Below are 15,377 nucleotides of genomic sequence, written 5' to 3'. Positions count from 1 at the left end.
TTAAAAAAGGGTGCGAACTTGATACAATGAAAAATAAGGAGAATCAAATGGTAAAAAAATTTCAAGAACTAGTTAAGCAATTTGCTACATTACGAAGCTATACACGGGAATTTCTGATTTACGGATTTAGAAGCCGAGAGGAGATCACTCTTTCCAGTCCTCGCACCTATGACAATGAACGTCGTCGATTAGAGAGCCTACTTCACGACTATATTGAATCGCAAACCGTTAACAATAAAAAAAGCTATCGCCTGGTATTACCTGCGAATCAAGCAGATAATCCGCTCCATGTTTTATGGCAAACAAAATCTTTCACCCGCAATGATATTTTTCTACATTTCGTTATTTTGGATATTCTAGCACAAGAATCGATAGTCACAGTCAATGAGATTGTTCAAGCAATTGACAGCTACCTATCCTTTTTTAAAGATGACTACCTAATTGATAGCTTGACAGTTCGTAATAAATTGAATGAATACACAGAGATGGAGATTTTGCGCAAGGAAAAGCAAGGAAAACAATGGTTCTACGCGTTAAATAAACGGACGACGTTTACTGCTAAACAACTACAGGCAATTCAATTTTATAAAGAGGTTGCTCCAGTTGGTGTAATCGGCGATCTTTTACTGAAACGTTATGATGCTCTCCCCTCACCGTTTTGTTTCAAGCACAAATATGACAATCAAACATTAGAGAGTGAGATTCTGCTCCTGCTTCTACTGGCTATCAAACAAAGGAGAAAAGTGAAGTTGCTCAAAACGAATGGTGTAGAAATTAGTTTGACCCCACTGAAAATTTACTCAAGTTGTGAAAGTGGTCGGCAATATCTCGTTGGCATACAATCAGGAAAACTGTATTCCCTACGACTGGATTATTTAGAAGACGGACAACTATTAGAGTCGGCAGAAAATTTCTCTCGTGGATTAGAAAAATTACTTGTAGCTGAAGCGACCAGTTGGAACTGTTCTTTTACGGCTCGTAGACCGATTACCTATGAGATTTTATTTCATCTACCAGAGCATTACTTGTATAAACGACTACTACGAGAAAAACGGCAAGGGATCGTCGAAACGGTTGGAGAAAACCTTTATAAATTTTCAATTACTCTTGTTGACCCCCGTGGCATGGAGCCTTGGCTCCGAACGTGGCTCGGTCGGATTGTGCAAATCAATTCGCCAAATCGCACATGGGAAAATCAGTTTTGGGCTGACGTTGACGAACTGAGCAGCCTTTACGGATTGGAGGAATAATATGGAACTTTTTTCAGAAGTAAACAGCCTCTATTATCAACTAATGACTAAAGTATTGCAGACAGAATCACTTGAACAACAACTGGATTTATTGAATCAAGATGGCTTCAAGGAAACGCCTTTTGAAATGCTTGACTATTTGAAAGACGATGAAGAAGGATGGCATTTGCTGAGGCAACACTGCTCAATTTTGAATAGTCCTCCACAATCATTTCCACTAACTAAATTAGAAAAAGCTTGGTTGTCAGCGATCCAACAAGACTCAAAATTTGATTGTGTAGGAGAATCCTTTGATTTGGAGGAAACCGAACCTCTATTTGAGTGGCAGGATTATCAGTATTTTGATCAATTTATTAGTGAGGATCGATTTGATAAGAACTATGGAAAAATCATCCACCAATTATTGGACAGTATTCGTCAAAAAGAAATTGTAACTTTAGATTATCAATCTGCTAAAAAAAGAACTGTTACCAATCATGTATTTCAGCCTTTGAAATTAGAATATTCTGCTAAAAACAATAAATTTCGAGTCTTAGGAAAATATAAATCAAATAAAAACTGGAAAAATATTGTTTTCAATTGCTCAGACATTCAAAGTGTTCAATTTAATGAAGCCACCTCCTCTGATAGTAACTGCAATCAAATAAAGTCAAACCTTTGCACTATTGTTTGTGAAATAAAAGATGAGCGAGCTGCGCTTGAGCGCGCGACTTTCCATTTTTCGAATTATCGTAAAATACTTGAGCGCTCAGATAACTCACTTTATCGTATGACAATTTTTTATGAGAAAAAAGATGAAACTGAGTTACTAATCAATGTATTGTCCTTCGGTGCTCGTATGAAAGTTATCCAACCCATTCATTTTGTAGAGTTGATAAAACAAAGATTATTACTGCAAAAGCAAGTCATTAAACTTAAATGATCCAAACAAAAAAGACGTTCTAGGCATTAAGAATAATGCAGAACGTCTTTCAACTTATAAACCCTAGGCTACTTTTTTACGAAAATGGCCTCCAAAACACTATAGAAAATTCCCGCCATTACAAAAATCATCCAACTAAAACCCCATGAATGGGTCAGAAAAGACCAACTAAAATAAATCATTACAACGATAGGCCAATATACACGTTCCAATAAATGTTTTGTTCGGGCAGAGTCGCCATATTTTTCCTGCATTGCATTTGGTCCTAACGAATCTTCATCGGCGATGAAATATTTTTCTTTAATAAATTTATCAAAACTGCTGTAATTGATGCTGCCGTAAATAATTAAAAAGACACCAATCGCTAAAAAGAAAAACATTACCGGAATCCCATATTCAGCGTACGTAAACATTTGGAAAAAGAAAATCGGCGAAACACTCAACACGCACAGACAAATCCCAAACACTAAGCTAACTTGGAAACTCTTTTGATACCCTTGCTTCAATTTTTGAGCTTCTTTATTCAAATCAACCGCGATGTAACGATCATTCAACCCTACATTGCTTTTCGAAAATTGCATACCATTATAAATAATGACTCCAACACTGATAGCTATAATTATGAAGAATAGTAGAAATCCCATCATTTCAGAACCGCTAATACTCAGCCCGATCAATGCACCTACTGCTAATAAACAACCGCTAATCCCTAAGCTTAATCCCTTAGCATCTCTCTTTCGATTCGCCAAATAATGATACATCTCTTCTTCTTCGATTCCATTTTCTGGTTCTCTTTCTCGAGACGCAAACTCTAATTCTTCTCGTAGTTCATCGACTGAGCCGAACTCGCTAATTACTTGACCAATCGCTTCGTGCTCACTCTTTCCTTCATCTAATAATGCCAAATAATGATCTTCCATAATCGTCAAGATCTCTTGCTTAGCTCGTTGGACTTCTTTCGTATTTGGAAATTCAAGAAACAATGTCTCTATATAATTTTTGATCGTATCCATTTTTTACCCTTCTTTCATAAATCGATTCACAACTTTTTTAGTCTGCTTCCATTCATCCCGCTTCTCTTCTAAAAAAGTCAAACCCTTATCTGTTATCTGGTAATACGTCCGCTTTTTCCCATGGGTAATTTCTCCTGGGTAAGAATGGATGTAGCCATTTTTTTCTAAACGGTTAAACGCTGAGTAAAGTGTCGTTTCTTTAATAATATAAATTTCTTCACTCACATCCCTGATCTTTTGGGAAACCGCGTATCCATAAGAATCGCCATCCTTCAATACAGACAAAATGATGACATCATTGTACCCGCGAATTCCATCGCTTGAAATCATTTTGCCACCTCCTGAAATTACTTCATCTGTCGTTGTAATCATTGTACGACAATTACTACGACAGGTAAAGTAAAATATTTCAGATTTATTGAAAAAAAACTTTTGTTGTGTCAGAATCAACAACAGACGGATGCTTGCTCGTCTTTGAAACCTACTTTAACTGTTCTTACAATACAGACTAAAACAAATTCTACGATACAATGAAGGAAGTAACTGCTATGCAAAAAATCGCAATTATTGGCGGCGGAATCATCGGCATGACGCTGGCAAATTATTTAGATCAAAATAAATATCAAATAACGCTATTTGATGAACCTACCGGCCAAGCAACCCAGGCTAGTGCTGGAATCATTTCTCCTTGGCTATCTAAACGCCGTAATAAACAGTGGTATCGCTTAGCAAAAGACGGGGCTGCTTTTTTTCCAAAGCTAATCCAAGATTTCCAACTAGACCACACGATCTATCGACGATCCGGAACACTCCTTTTACGGCCTGAAAAACAGCTGGATGAACTTTTGGCTTTAGCCGAGCAACGAAAAGAAACGGCCCCAGAGATTGGCACAATCGAGAAACTGTCTAGCGACCAGACACAACACGAATTACCATTGTTAAAACCTGCTCCAGCTTTGAAAATCAGCGGCGGCGGCCGTCTGGACGGCAAAGCTTACCTGCTGAAGATGCGAAAACAAGCTGAAGAAAAAGGCATTGTATTTATCCCGCAACGTGTTCAATTGGCAGATTCCAAGACCGTCTGTTATGGTGAGAATAAAAAAGCCGTCTTTGATCAAATTATTCTAACGGTTGGTCCACATTTAAAAGATTTGCTTGCACCGCTAGAGTATCAAGTAGACTTGCGACCGCAAAAAGGGCAACTGTTAGTTTTTCAAACCGAATTCAAAAACAGTGATGATTTTCCTGTTGCCATGCTAGATGGGGAGGCAGACTTAATTCCATTCATGGATGGAAAAATATTATTGGGAGCGACTCATGAAAATGAGGCTGGATGGGATTTAGCAGAAACCTCAACTGCTTTTGAGCAATTGACTAATGGAGCTAGCAGCTTTTTAGCTGAACCGGAGAAATTAGTATCCTCTCTTTTCCACTATCGAGTCGGTACACGTGCATATACATCCGACTTCGCACCCTTTTTTGGACGATTAAATGATCAGCTGCTCGTCGCTAGCGGTCTTGGTTCTTCTGGTTTGACGACCGGCCCTTATATCGGGTATCTTTTAGCCCACTATTTGAATACGGGAAAATCAGACTGGCTGGTTTATCAAAAGGAACTATCGAAATATATTCAATCAAAAAAAACGCTGGAATCATTTTAAGATTTCAGCGTTTTGATTTACATCGGTTTTAAATTCTTTTCTAATCGATCAGTCATCCAAGCCAAACGTTTCGTCCGTCCTGCATCAGTTTTTGCATCCAAATAAGCCCGCGTATACGTCTTCCTAACTGAAGGTGACATGTTCTCAAAATTCTTTACAGCCTCTTTATTGTCCCTCAACAATTCAGCCACTTCCGCAATCTGTTCCTCTGTAATCGCGGATGGCTTAGTGGCACTATCCCATTGACCATTTTTCTTCGCCTCAGCAATTTTTTCACGTCCAAGCTCAGTCAGCAAACCTTGCTGCTCTAATTTCGCAACAATCTTTTTATTTTTCTCAGACCATTTGCTGTTTTTACGACGCGGAGCAAAATACTTTAGGTAAGAGTGTTCGTCCACTTTTTTCATTACACCATCAATCCAACCAAAGCACAGCGCCTCTTCTAATGCCTCTCCAGCCTTGACAGTTTTGAGTTCCTTCGTCTTTCCAAACACTAGCCACACACCGCCGCTAGATGCCGCGTTCACTGTAAGCCAAGTATGAAAATCATCTCGCGTTGTAAAAAGTAAGTTTTCATCCATATTATTTATCTACTCCTAAAACGACTGGTGTTGATTTGAAGCCAATTCCCATCCGATCAATCCCCATGTCAATCAACTCTAAGAAATGCTCCCGTGTACGAATCCCGCCGCTGCCTTTTATTTTGATACGTCCTTTGCACTGATCCATCATGATCTGGATTACTTCATTCGTGGCACCCTTGCTTTCGTAACCAGTGATAAATCCCGTGCTTGTTTTTACAAAATCAGCATTCGCTGCAATCGCACATTCACATGCTTGACGAATTTGTTCCTCACTTAACGTATCCGTTTCAAAAATAACCTTCACTGCGGTCCCATGAGCATGGCAAGTTTCCACGATTACTAACAGCTCCTTTGTCACTTCATCGAATTTACCGCTGCGAATCCAACCAAAATTTGCGACAATATCTAGTTCATAAATATCTTCTCTTTGACAATAGGTCTCCGCCTGCAAAACTTTCGATGGCGTTGTACTGGTTCCAAAAGGAAAATCACAAACGACACAAATTTTTGTATCTGTTCCTTTAGTCAGCTCTGCTGCAATATCTAGTGACGATGGATTGACACAGACCGTCGCACAATGATAGTCGATACCCTCTTGGATATACTGACGAATTTCGGCTTCAGTAAAATCCGGTTTCAGCACCGACTGATCGATATAAGCACCTAACTCTTCAACAGTCATCTCAGTAGCCTTTTTCATGGTGGATCCCTCCTGTTTTTTTATATAATTATTCCCTATACTTTTATCAGCGTCATACAAGAAAATAACTATATATCTTATAATTTAAGTATAGGGTATTTGTTATTCTTTGTAAACGCTATCTTTATTATGTCGCGCGATTAACGATTGCTTGCTGATTTAATTGTTTTTTCAGTTCATTCAGTGAAATATTTTTAAAATCTTCATTTTTCATTCGTTTACGATAGCCCGTCGCTGTTTCGCCAGTTAATTTTTTAAACATTCGACTAAAAACTACCAGACTATTAAAACCGACTTGTTCCGCAATAGTTTCCACTGATTCATCTGTCATAGAAAGCAGAAACGCTGCTCGATTAACTCGCACACCCAGAATGTACTCTTTAATGCCAATAGCCATATGATTACGAAAAACCCGAGATAAATGACTGCGATTAACAGATAAATACTGCGCGATACCTTCAACAGTCAATTGCTCAGCATAGTGTGATTCAATATATTCCACAGTTGCTACTGCTAATGGTGAATAATTGTTTTGATCACCTAAATGTATCTTTCCACCGTCTTCCAATAAGGCAGCTAAAAATCGATACGTCAATTCATTCAAATGCAATTCGTTCACCAGTGTTTCCTCACTAAAAGGAAGACATGCTGCTATTGTATCGATGTACGTTTGAATGTCTGAAGAAACCATCGTATATTGATCATTTCTAAAATGAGAATGCCGAACAATTTCATCCGCAGCCGTACCGCCAAATGAAAGCCAACAATACATCCATGGTTCCTCCCCATCCGCTAAATAGAATGTCGAATCACCGGGCCGAATCAAAAACAAATCGCCCTTCTTCAAATGATATTGTCGGTTTTTGACTTGATACGTCCCTTTTCCTTCCATCACAACATGTAATATATAGTTTTGCCGAATCGCCGGGCCAAAAGCATGGAATGGCAATGTTTTAGATATTCCACAAAAATCAAAATGAAGATCTGTTTTCAATTGATGCTGTTCCTTTTTTAAAAAGATCGTCTGTTCCATCTCATAACCCCTTTCTCTGAGTTTCACTCTAAATTATACCGTATATTTTTTCTGAATCGTTAAAAAATCTATTTTCTGATAGCCTTCGAAGTGTTTGAAAAATCTGCTAGTCATTATTTAATCCATACTATTCAAGCTAGTCCCAGAAGAAAACGAGAGCGAAGCAAAAAAAACTCTTTTTACTCAATTTTTAAATATGCAACAAAAAGTTAAATAGTCGTCACAGAAATACGTTTTAAAGAAAGCGATTTCTTGTTAAATTATACTCAACAACGATAGATAAATGTCTAGCCCTTGTCACTTTATCCATAAATCGATAAACTTATTGGAACACATGAAGTTTCCTACTATACAAAAAGAGAGGTTTTTATATGCAAATTACACAAAGAGATTTCGGTAGTGATTATCAAATCATCACTATTGAAAATGAAGATGGGTTCCACTTATCTGTCACTGACTTGGGCGCGCGCATCGTTAGTCTTGGTCGGGACAAAGAATTGGTTCTAGGTTTTGATTCTGCTGAAGAATATTTGGAGAAAGATCCTTTTATTGGCGCAACAATTGGCCGAACGGCTGGTCGAATCGAAAATGGCCGTTTCACTCTTAACGGTAAAAACTATCAAGTCTCCGTTGATCCAGCAACTGGACATTCTCTGCATGGCGGCAAACCAGGATTCGAAACAAAGAAATGGACCTACACGATTGAAAATAGTGAGGATGAAGCTTCTGTCGTGTTTACTACAACAAGCCTTGACGGTGAACATGGTTTTCCTGGTAATCTAGAAATTGAAGTACGCCACACACTTACGCAAGATAATGTTTGGCGTGTGACTACAAAGGGCATCAGTGATCAAACAACGTTGTTCAATCCAACCAACCATGTTTACTTTAATTTAACTGGTGACGTTACTCAATCAATTGATGAACACAAACTTTGGTTAGCCAGTGAGTCTTTTGCGGCTCTTCGACCAGATACGATCCCAACGGGGGACATCGTCGATACGAAAGGAACTGCTTTTGATTTCCAAACAGCAAGAGCTTTAGCTGATGTATTTGCCAGTGAATTTGAACAGAAAAATCTATGCAACGGGCTTGATCATCCCTTCTTTTTGAAAGAAAGAAGTTTGCATAAACCTGCAGCTAAACTGACTAGCCCTGATGAGAAGATCGAATTAACCGTCTCAACGGATTTGTCCAGCGTCGTAATTTTCACCGCAAACTTTGGCGAAGATGGACCGATGATCCATGGAGAAAAGCTAGTACATCATGGCGGTATCACTTTTGAGACACAAATCGCTCCTGGCGCGGAACACTATTCGACATTTGGCTCAATTACTTTGCCTGCGAACGAACCCTTCGAAACAACGACCGAATACAAAATAACTCTGAAAGAAGCGAAGAAACTTGGAAATTAAACGCGAGCTAAACACAAAATTTGCTGAAATTTTTGGACCTAGAGAAACAACCCAATATTTCTCACCTGGCCGCATCAATTTGATTGGTGAACACACTGACTACAATGGCGGTCATGTCTTCCCTGCTTCCATTACTTACGGAACATATGGTGTTGCTACACCCCGAGAAGACAAAAAGGTATTGGTTTATTCAACAAACTTTGAAGATATTGGTGTCCTAACTTTTGATATTGATAGTTTGGCATACGACAAAAAAGATAATTGGGCCAATTATGTAAAAGGCATGATCTTAAAATTGCAAGAAGCAGGACACTCGATTGATCATGGGTTTGAACTATTGGTCGAAGGTACGATTCCAAATGGCGCTGGCCTCTCAAGCAGCGCATCATTGGAATTGTTGGTAGGCGTTGCAGTCGAAGATTTATTCAATTTGAAGACAAATCGTCTTGAATTAGTACAAACGGGGAAAAAAGTTGAAAATGAATTTATCGGTGTCAACTCAGGGATCATGGATCAATTCGCGATTGGTTTCGGCGATGTTGATCAAGCGATACTGCTAGATACCAACACCTTGAAATATGAAATGGTCCCAGTAAAACTTGACGGCTATGCAGTGGTTATCATGAATACCAACAAGCGTCGGGAATTGGCCGATTCTAAATACAACGAACGCCGCAGCGAATGCGAAGAAGCTCTTGCTCGTTTGCAAAAAGAATTAGATATTCAGTCACTTGGAGATCTTGATAAGGATACCTTTGAAGCTAATATCAACTTGATCAATGACGAAACCTTGATTCGTCGGGCCCGTCATGCAGTCACCGAGAATCAGCGGACATTAGAAGCTAAATCAGAATTAGAAAAAGGACATTTAGACGCTTTTGGAAAGTTGCTAAATGCTTCCCACTACTCTCTCCGTCATGACTATGAAGTAACTGGAATCGAATTAGACACACTAGTTGATGCGGCTCAAACGCAAGACGGTGTCCTTGGTGCTCGCATGACTGGTGCCGGTTTTGGTGGTTGCGCCATTGCATTAGTCAAAGAAGAAAATATCCCGACCTTCAAAAACAATGTCTATGATGACTATCTGAAAATTGTCGGTTACGCTCCAGACTTTTATGTCGCACATATCGGCAGCGGGACAACAAAAATCGGATAACCTAGGATCAGGGGATACTCTCCTCCATCTGTTTTAGATGGAGGTTTTTTGTATGCAGATTCTTCCGAACACTTTGCATGTACGGTACTTTTTATAATACAATTAGTTAAAAGGTGTATTTATGTCCCTTTCGCGATTCTATTAAGACTTTTGGATTTTAGTCCAATGGGGTCTTTCTCTTTCTGGCTTATCAGATTTCTATACTATTAAAAAATCGGAGTTATTTATGATTAAACTAATTGAAACTATCAGTGATCTTAACTTAGAAACCATTTCAAAAATTTGGTTGGACAGTAATTTGGATACCCATGATTTTATTGAGAAGGATTATTGGCTCAAAAACTATCCCGCGGTTAAGAATACTTTTCCAACTGCCAAGATCTATGTCTATTATCATAATGATGAAATCGTCGGATTCCTAGGAATGATCGATAACTACATCGCAGGAATTTTTATTTCGAAAGATTTCCGATCGCTAGGAATCGGTACTCAATTACTCAACGACGTACAAGCAGCCTACTCAAAACTAGCATTAAGCGTTTATCAAAAAAACGAACGCGCCTATCATTTCTATCTAAAGCATGGGTTCAAGGTGATAAAAAACGAGCTTGATCTCGAAACAAATGAGATCGAACTGTTTATGGAGTGGGCTGTTTAGTCTTTACCCGTAAATTTTTTTAATCCAAAAATTACTTTCTCCATATCAACTGTATGGGGCTTTTTTTGATTGAATCATTATCAAAAGGACACGTTTTTCAGTCTCTCCATTTTGACGGCAAACAGGCAAAAGAATATACTTCCCTAAAGAGGTGGTCTTCATGAACTTGAGAAATTTCAATAATATGTATTCTTATTTAGCCATTTCCTATTTTTGTGTCTCGCTTTTCTTCGCCTTTCAAGATGGACGCATTCTTAAACTGGCAAGTTTCTTTTTCCTGATTTCATTTGGAATTAATGCAGTTAAGGCAATAAAAGAAGCTCAAAATCGCCGTTGATTTCTTCCGTTTCCTACTGCTTTACCATTAATGAAATACTCATTTTAAACTAGTTAATTTAAACGTCTTTTCGAGTAATGCTTAACAAAACAAAAGCGAAAACATTTATTTCTTTAAAGTTGGAAAGTTTATACGCCTCAGACTTTATTATTTTAATGTATCATTGAAAAATACTTAAAGTATCCTCCTCCGTTTTCTACATAGATTTTTGTCTTAGTTTAGATAAATGTAATTCCTACTTTTTCTAAAAAAATCCCAATCGTTTATGTTAAAATGATGAAACATGATTCAATTAAGGAGGTTCCAATGAAAAAAGATTCTGGGTTGGTTTATGGGTTTGGCGCATATATTATTTGGGGCATCCTACCGCTTTACTGGAAATTATTAGGAAATGTTGGTCCCGTGGATATTTTGTTTTATCGTATTATTTGGTCGCTACTCTTCATGACTATTTATTTGGTTGTATTGCGAAAAATTCCTACCTTTGTTCAAGAAGTCAAAGAACTGTTAAAAAATAAACGCAAGATGCTGGCAATCGTTGTCGCAGCAATTTTTATTTCGCTAAACTGGGGTATATACATTTATACCGTATCTATTGGACAAGTCCAGCAAGCTAGTCTTGGTTATTATATTAACCCCTTGCTGAATGTCTTGGCCGGTGCGATCTATTTGAAAGAACCGTTATCCAAGCAGGCAAAACTCGCGAGTTTTTCTGCGTTGACCGGTGTCGTGTTGTTAACTGTTCAAACAGGTGTTTTTCCTTTCAACTCGCTTTTTTTGGCAGCTAGCTTTTGTTTGTACGGTCTCACAAAAAAACAGTTGCAGTTGAGTGCCGCTACTAGTATTACTTTGGAAACATTAATTATCGCGCCCTTTGGTTTGATTTATTTATTTTTCCTTTCACCAACGGGTTTTATGAATTATTCAATGAACACCAACTTATTGCTGATCGGCGCCGGGATCGTCACAGCTATTCCTTTGCTGCTATTTGCAACAGCTGTAAAAAAATTGTCATACATCACATTGGGCTTTTTACAATATGTCAATCCTACCATCATGCTAGCGATGGCGATTTTTTTGTTCCATGAGCCTTATGCATTACCGCAATTTATCGCCTTTGCCTTTATTTGGCTAGGCATTCTGATTTTTATTCTGGGTAATTTCATTCAGTCACGTAAAAAAGGAATCCGTCTGTAATGACGAATTCCTTTTTTTAGTAGTTGAACTCATGTACCATTTCACCGGATTTGAATACTTTACTTGCTTTAACTTTCCCATAATTTGTTGCCTAACAAAGTGCTTCTCGATGAGTCCATGCTTCCTCCAATGAAGTTTTTTGTGAAATCCGAACAACATGTGTAACTTTTAATCACATGATATTAACAAAACCATCGAGCTTTTCAAAAAGTAAAAGTGACCCAAGCAATAATACTTGAGTCACTCACTCTTAGTTATTCGTTTGAAAATTTTCGATATTTCCAATTACTTTTTGTGCCAAGCGCACTTTCGCCATTGATGTTAAGCCTGCGTTGGTTTTTCCAGCAAAAACATTTGATCCGCCAATCACCTCTTCACCTAGACCTGCTTCAGTATCACTGAAGGCATAATTACCAGGCTGAGCTAACCAATTTTTTAAGGCGGCAACTTCATGAGAAGGGGCAATTGATACATTCATCAAAATTTTTCCGTTTCCGAACGTTTTGAAGGCTGCTTCATCTAATAAAACGACATTCTTATTCAGACAGGTTACCAAGATACCGACCTTCCCTAGCAGCTCATCCAAAGGTAAATAGTTCATGTCCAATTCTTTTTCAATTTCAGGCTTACGAGTACGGCTGTAATAATTTACATCCATCCCGAAAAAATTCATTGTCCGTGCCAATAAACTACCAACAGTTCCCATACCAACAATACCGACCTTGACATCCGTCAATTCCATCGGTTCGTCCTTCCACATCGCAGGTCCACGTCCTTGCAGCAAACGAACCAATTCACTGATGGCGTATTCTTTCACACCTTCATCGCCATAATCTCGTACACCGGTCACGACAATTCCCTTTTTCTCCGCATGAAGAATATCTACATTTGCGTTCTCAGGCGCATACAAACTGGCACAAATTCCAATATAACGAATGTTAGGACAAGCATCCAAGACTTCCTTATCAATAAAACTCGTAAAACTTAACATCACGCAATCCGCATCACCGATCCGTTCGATAATCACTGATGGCTCAGTTGGAATATCCTCATAAAAGATAGTCTCTTTCGCAAACTTCTTTAATTTTTCATCCCATTCAGGTAATAATTTTGTGGGTTCGATTGCCACCATTTTTTTAAATTTTTCCATGTCAGCCTCCTAGATAATCCTATTCACTTCATGATACGTCCTACAAATTTCCGCGTCAACGAAATTCAATCGTCAAAGCAGGTAAAATAAAGTTATGCTTACCGCGGTGATATTATTAATATAATAAAGAATAATTGAATACTAAATTTTAATCTTGATTATTATGAGGATTTCTAAAAACTTCTTTCCATTTGGTTTTTTTGAAATCAATAAGTACTGATTTATGACGCAAGATGATTAAAAGTAAAAAGAAGATCGATCATCGTAAAAAATACAGCGACGCTAACAATCATTACCTCCAAATTTTTTCTCCCCAATTCCTTATATTTTTTGCCTACAGAAATTTTACTCATTTGACGATCTTTTTCACGCAAAAAAAAACCGGTAAGAATACCGGCGTCAAAACTCACTCTTTCATTTTTGCTTTAACAATCTCATCAACTAATTGATCGATCGCTGGATCCTGTAAGTAATTTTTCAGTGTAACAATTTTCATTTTCGGATGTGCATTGCGTGTCCGCTCCTCCAGGTCTTGGTGAACGACTACCATATCGCTATCTTTCGGAACATCTTCGATCCGATAGTTTTTGACTTCTATGTCAGTAACACCCGCTTTTTGTAATTTTTTCTTGAAAGTCGTAGCACCCATAGCACTGCTGCCCATCCCTGCATCACAGGCAAAGGAGACCTTACTCAAATTAGCTGCAACTGCATCATCAGTCTGTCTGCTTTCGCCATTCAATAATTCTTTGCCTTCTGATTTCATGGATTTTGATTTTTGGACTGATTCTTCGAAACTATCGTCGTCATCTGCGCTCTTATCTGCCTTCAAAATCACTGCAGTTACTAAAAAGGAGACAATCGTCGCGATGACTACACCTGCGATAACTCCAAAGAAATTTCCGCGAGGAGTCAATGCAAGGTAAGAGAAAATCGAACCTGGACTTGGTCCAGCAACTAATCCGACATTTAGCAATTGGAAGGTCAATGTTCCGGCCATCCCCCCTGCGATCATTGCTAGAATAGTAATCGGTTTCATCAATACATAAGGGAAATACATTTCGTGAATTCCACCAAAGAAGTGGATAATGATCGCTCCGGGAGCTGTCCGCTTCGCCGCTTTTTTTCCAAAGAAAGAATATGCTAGCAGTAATCCCAATCCAGGTCCAGGGTTTGAAGCTACCATGAAATAAATCGACTTACCCGCCTCTAATGTTTGTTGCATTCCCAATGGATAATAAACACCTTGATCAATAACATTATTCAGAAACAGCACTTTTGCAGGTTCATTAATCAAAGAAAGTAGCGGTAAGAAACCTGTCGAAACTAAGGCTTCAATCGCATTCGTCACAAATTGGTTCGCGGATTGGATCGTTGGGCCTACTACTAAATAGGACAGACACATTAAGATAAAACCGATAATTCCAATCGAAAAATTATTTACCACCATTTCAAAACCAGCTGGGATTTTTCCATCTAAAAAATCATCTGTTTTCTTCATAATCCAACCGCCCAATGGTCCAATCACCATCGCGCCCATGAACATCGGAATATCCGAACCGATAATTAAACCAATCGTTCCAATCGAGCCTAATACCGCTCCACGATGCCCGCCGATCATTCGACCACCAGTATATGCTAACAATAATGGCAGTAAATAACTGACTGTCGGACCCACTAATTCATTCAGCGATTCATTCGGAAACCATCCTGTTGGAATGAACAACGCTGTCGCAATTCCCCACGCAATAAACGCACCAATGTTTGGCAATACCATGTTCGTTAGAAATCCGCCAAAAGCTTGAACTCTCGCACGCATCGATACTTGTTTTCCTTCATTCGTTACATCCATTTCCTTCTCTCCTCTATTCCTTGATCAACTCTAACAACGCTTGCTCATTTTCAACGTCAAATAATTTCTGATATAATTCCTCATCACTTAGCAATTCACCAAGATTCGCGATTAACTCCAGATGTCCATCTGGCGAATCTGATGATAGTGTAAATAAAACTTTTACAGGTGCCTCTCCTGGAAACATGACGGGTTCTGCCAAATGTAAAAAGGTCATTCCAATCCCATTACTGCCGTATTCTGGACGTGCATGAGGCATCGCCACTTGCGGCAATAAAATAATGTAATTGCCATTTTCCAATACATTTTGGATCATTGCAGCGACATAGGCTTCTTCGATAGTCCCCTGTTCCAAAAGCGGCTGCGCCCCCAGTCGAATCGCTTCTTGCCACGATTTCACCGATTCGACAAAATTCGTATTCCCTGTTAATTGCTCTTTTAGCATT

16 protein-coding genes are annotated in these 15,377 nt (G+C 38.6%); 8 read left to right on the top strand and 8 right to left on the bottom strand.

Going from position 1 to position 15,377, the window contains the following annotated elements; genetic code table 11:
- Positions 1-47: 47 nt before the first annotated feature.
- Both IGI38_RS17695 and IGI38_RS17690 read left to right on the top strand, forming a co-directional pair.
- Complete coding sequence (locus IGI38_RS17695; protein WP_438732987.1) at positions 48-1,250, top strand: hypothetical protein; 1,203 nt, start codon at positions 48-50, stop codon at positions 1,248-1,250.
- Position 1,251: 1 nt separating this feature from the next.
- Positions 1,252-2,172 carry a WYL domain-containing protein gene (locus tag IGI38_RS17690; RefSeq protein WP_438732985.1) on the top strand — a complete coding sequence of 307 codons (921 nt, stop codon included), beginning with the start codon at positions 1,252-1,254 and terminating at the stop codon, positions 2,170-2,172.
- A 68-nt stretch (positions 2,173-2,240) separates the two neighbouring features.
- Here the strand turns inward: IGI38_RS17690 and IGI38_RS17685 are convergent, their stop codons facing one another.
- The gene (locus tag IGI38_RS17685) at positions 2,241-3,185 is read right to left on the bottom strand and encodes a permease prefix domain 1-containing protein (protein ID WP_438732984.1); all 945 of its coding nucleotides are present in this window, start codon (positions 3,183-3,185) and stop codon (positions 2,241-2,243) included.
- 3 nt (positions 3,186-3,188) lie between these two features.
- A complete protein-coding gene (locus tag IGI38_RS17680; protein ID WP_438732982.1) occupies positions 3,189-3,515 on the bottom strand; it encodes a PadR family transcriptional regulator in 327 nt (108 codons plus the stop codon).
- Positions 3,516-3,733: 218 nt separating this feature from the next.
- Here IGI38_RS17680 and IGI38_RS17675 point away from each other — a divergent pair, with 218 nt between their 5' ends.
- Positions 3,734-4,846, top strand: coding sequence for an NAD(P)/FAD-dependent oxidoreductase (locus IGI38_RS17675; RefSeq protein ID WP_438733402.1), 1,113 nt, complete (start codon positions 3,734-3,736; stop codon positions 4,844-4,846).
- Positions 4,847-4,863: 17 nt separating this feature from the next.
- Here the strand turns inward: IGI38_RS17675 and IGI38_RS17670 are convergent, their stop codons facing one another.
- From IGI38_RS17670 to IGI38_RS17660, 3 genes are all read right to left on the bottom strand, one after another.
- Entirely contained in the window at positions 4,864-5,427 is a 564-nt protein-coding gene (locus IGI38_RS17670; RefSeq protein WP_438732981.1) for a YdeI/OmpD-associated family protein, read from the bottom strand.
- 1 nt (position 5,428) lies between these two features.
- Positions 5,429-6,130 (bottom strand): deoxyribose-phosphate aldolase, encoded by a 702-nt coding sequence (deoC, locus tag IGI38_RS17665; protein ID WP_438732979.1) that lies wholly within the window; start codon positions 6,128-6,130, stop codon positions 5,429-5,431.
- A 127-nt stretch (positions 6,131-6,257) separates the two neighbouring features.
- Positions 6,258-7,163: an AraC family ligand binding domain-containing protein gene (locus IGI38_RS17660; protein ID WP_438732978.1), complete on the bottom strand. Its 906-nt coding sequence runs from the start codon at positions 7,161-7,163 to the stop codon at positions 6,258-6,260.
- 371 nt (positions 7,164-7,534) lie between these two features.
- On the opposite strand from IGI38_RS17660, the gene IGI38_RS17655 reads away from it, so the two are divergent.
- The 5 genes from IGI38_RS17655 to rarD all read left to right on the top strand — a co-directional run bounded on the left by IGI38_RS17655 (position 7,535) and on the right by rarD (position 11,929).
- Complete coding sequence (locus tag IGI38_RS17655; protein ID WP_438732976.1) at positions 7,535-8,578, top strand: aldose epimerase family protein; 1,044 nt, start codon at positions 7,535-7,537, stop codon at positions 8,576-8,578.
- On the top strand, positions 8,568-9,737 hold the full coding sequence (locus IGI38_RS17650) for a galactokinase (RefSeq protein ID WP_438732974.1): 1,170 nt from the start codon (positions 8,568-8,570) through the stop codon (positions 9,735-9,737). The genes IGI38_RS17655 and IGI38_RS17650 overlap by 11 nt, the downstream gene beginning before the upstream one ends.
- A 226-nt stretch (positions 9,738-9,963) precedes the next feature.
- Positions 9,964-10,395 carry a GNAT family N-acetyltransferase gene (locus IGI38_RS17645; RefSeq protein ID WP_438732972.1) on the top strand — a complete coding sequence of 144 codons (432 nt, stop codon included), beginning with the start codon at positions 9,964-9,966 and terminating at the stop codon, positions 10,393-10,395.
- Positions 10,396-10,555: 160 nt separating this feature from the next.
- Positions 10,556-10,732: a hypothetical protein gene (locus IGI38_RS17640; protein WP_438732970.1), complete on the top strand. Its 177-nt coding sequence runs from the start codon at positions 10,556-10,558 to the stop codon at positions 10,730-10,732.
- Positions 10,733-11,038: 306 nt separating this feature from the next.
- Positions 11,039-11,929, top strand: coding sequence for an EamA family transporter RarD (rarD, locus tag IGI38_RS17635; RefSeq protein ID WP_438732968.1), 891 nt, complete (start codon positions 11,039-11,041; stop codon positions 11,927-11,929).
- Between the two features lie 250 nt (positions 11,930-12,179).
- Here rarD and IGI38_RS17630 read toward each other — a convergent pair whose 3' ends face one another.
- From IGI38_RS17630 to IGI38_RS17620, 3 genes are all read right to left on the bottom strand, one after another.
- Positions 12,180-13,079, bottom strand: a complete 900-nt coding sequence (locus IGI38_RS17630; RefSeq protein WP_438732966.1) for an NAD(P)-dependent oxidoreductase — start codon at positions 13,077-13,079, stop codon at positions 12,180-12,182.
- 406 nt (positions 13,080-13,485) lie between these two features.
- The gene (locus IGI38_RS17625; RefSeq protein ID WP_438732964.1) at positions 13,486-14,931 is read right to left on the bottom strand and encodes a PTS mannitol transporter subunit IICB; all 1,446 of its coding nucleotides are present in this window, start codon (positions 14,929-14,931) and stop codon (positions 13,486-13,488) included.
- 13 nt (positions 14,932-14,944) lie between these two features.
- Positions 14,945-15,376: a PTS sugar transporter subunit IIA gene (locus IGI38_RS17620; protein ID WP_438732962.1), complete on the bottom strand. Its 432-nt coding sequence runs from the start codon at positions 15,374-15,376 to the stop codon at positions 14,945-14,947.
- Position 15,377: the final 1 nt, after the last annotated feature.

It is taken from the genome of Enterococcus sp. AZ128 (genome assembly GCF_051714485.1).
Taxonomy (GTDB): domain Bacteria; phylum Bacillota; class Bacilli; order Lactobacillales; family Enterococcaceae; genus Enterococcus_A.
Note: the sequence above shows the minus strand (reverse complement) of the source record. Positions and strands in the feature narration are given on the sequence as shown.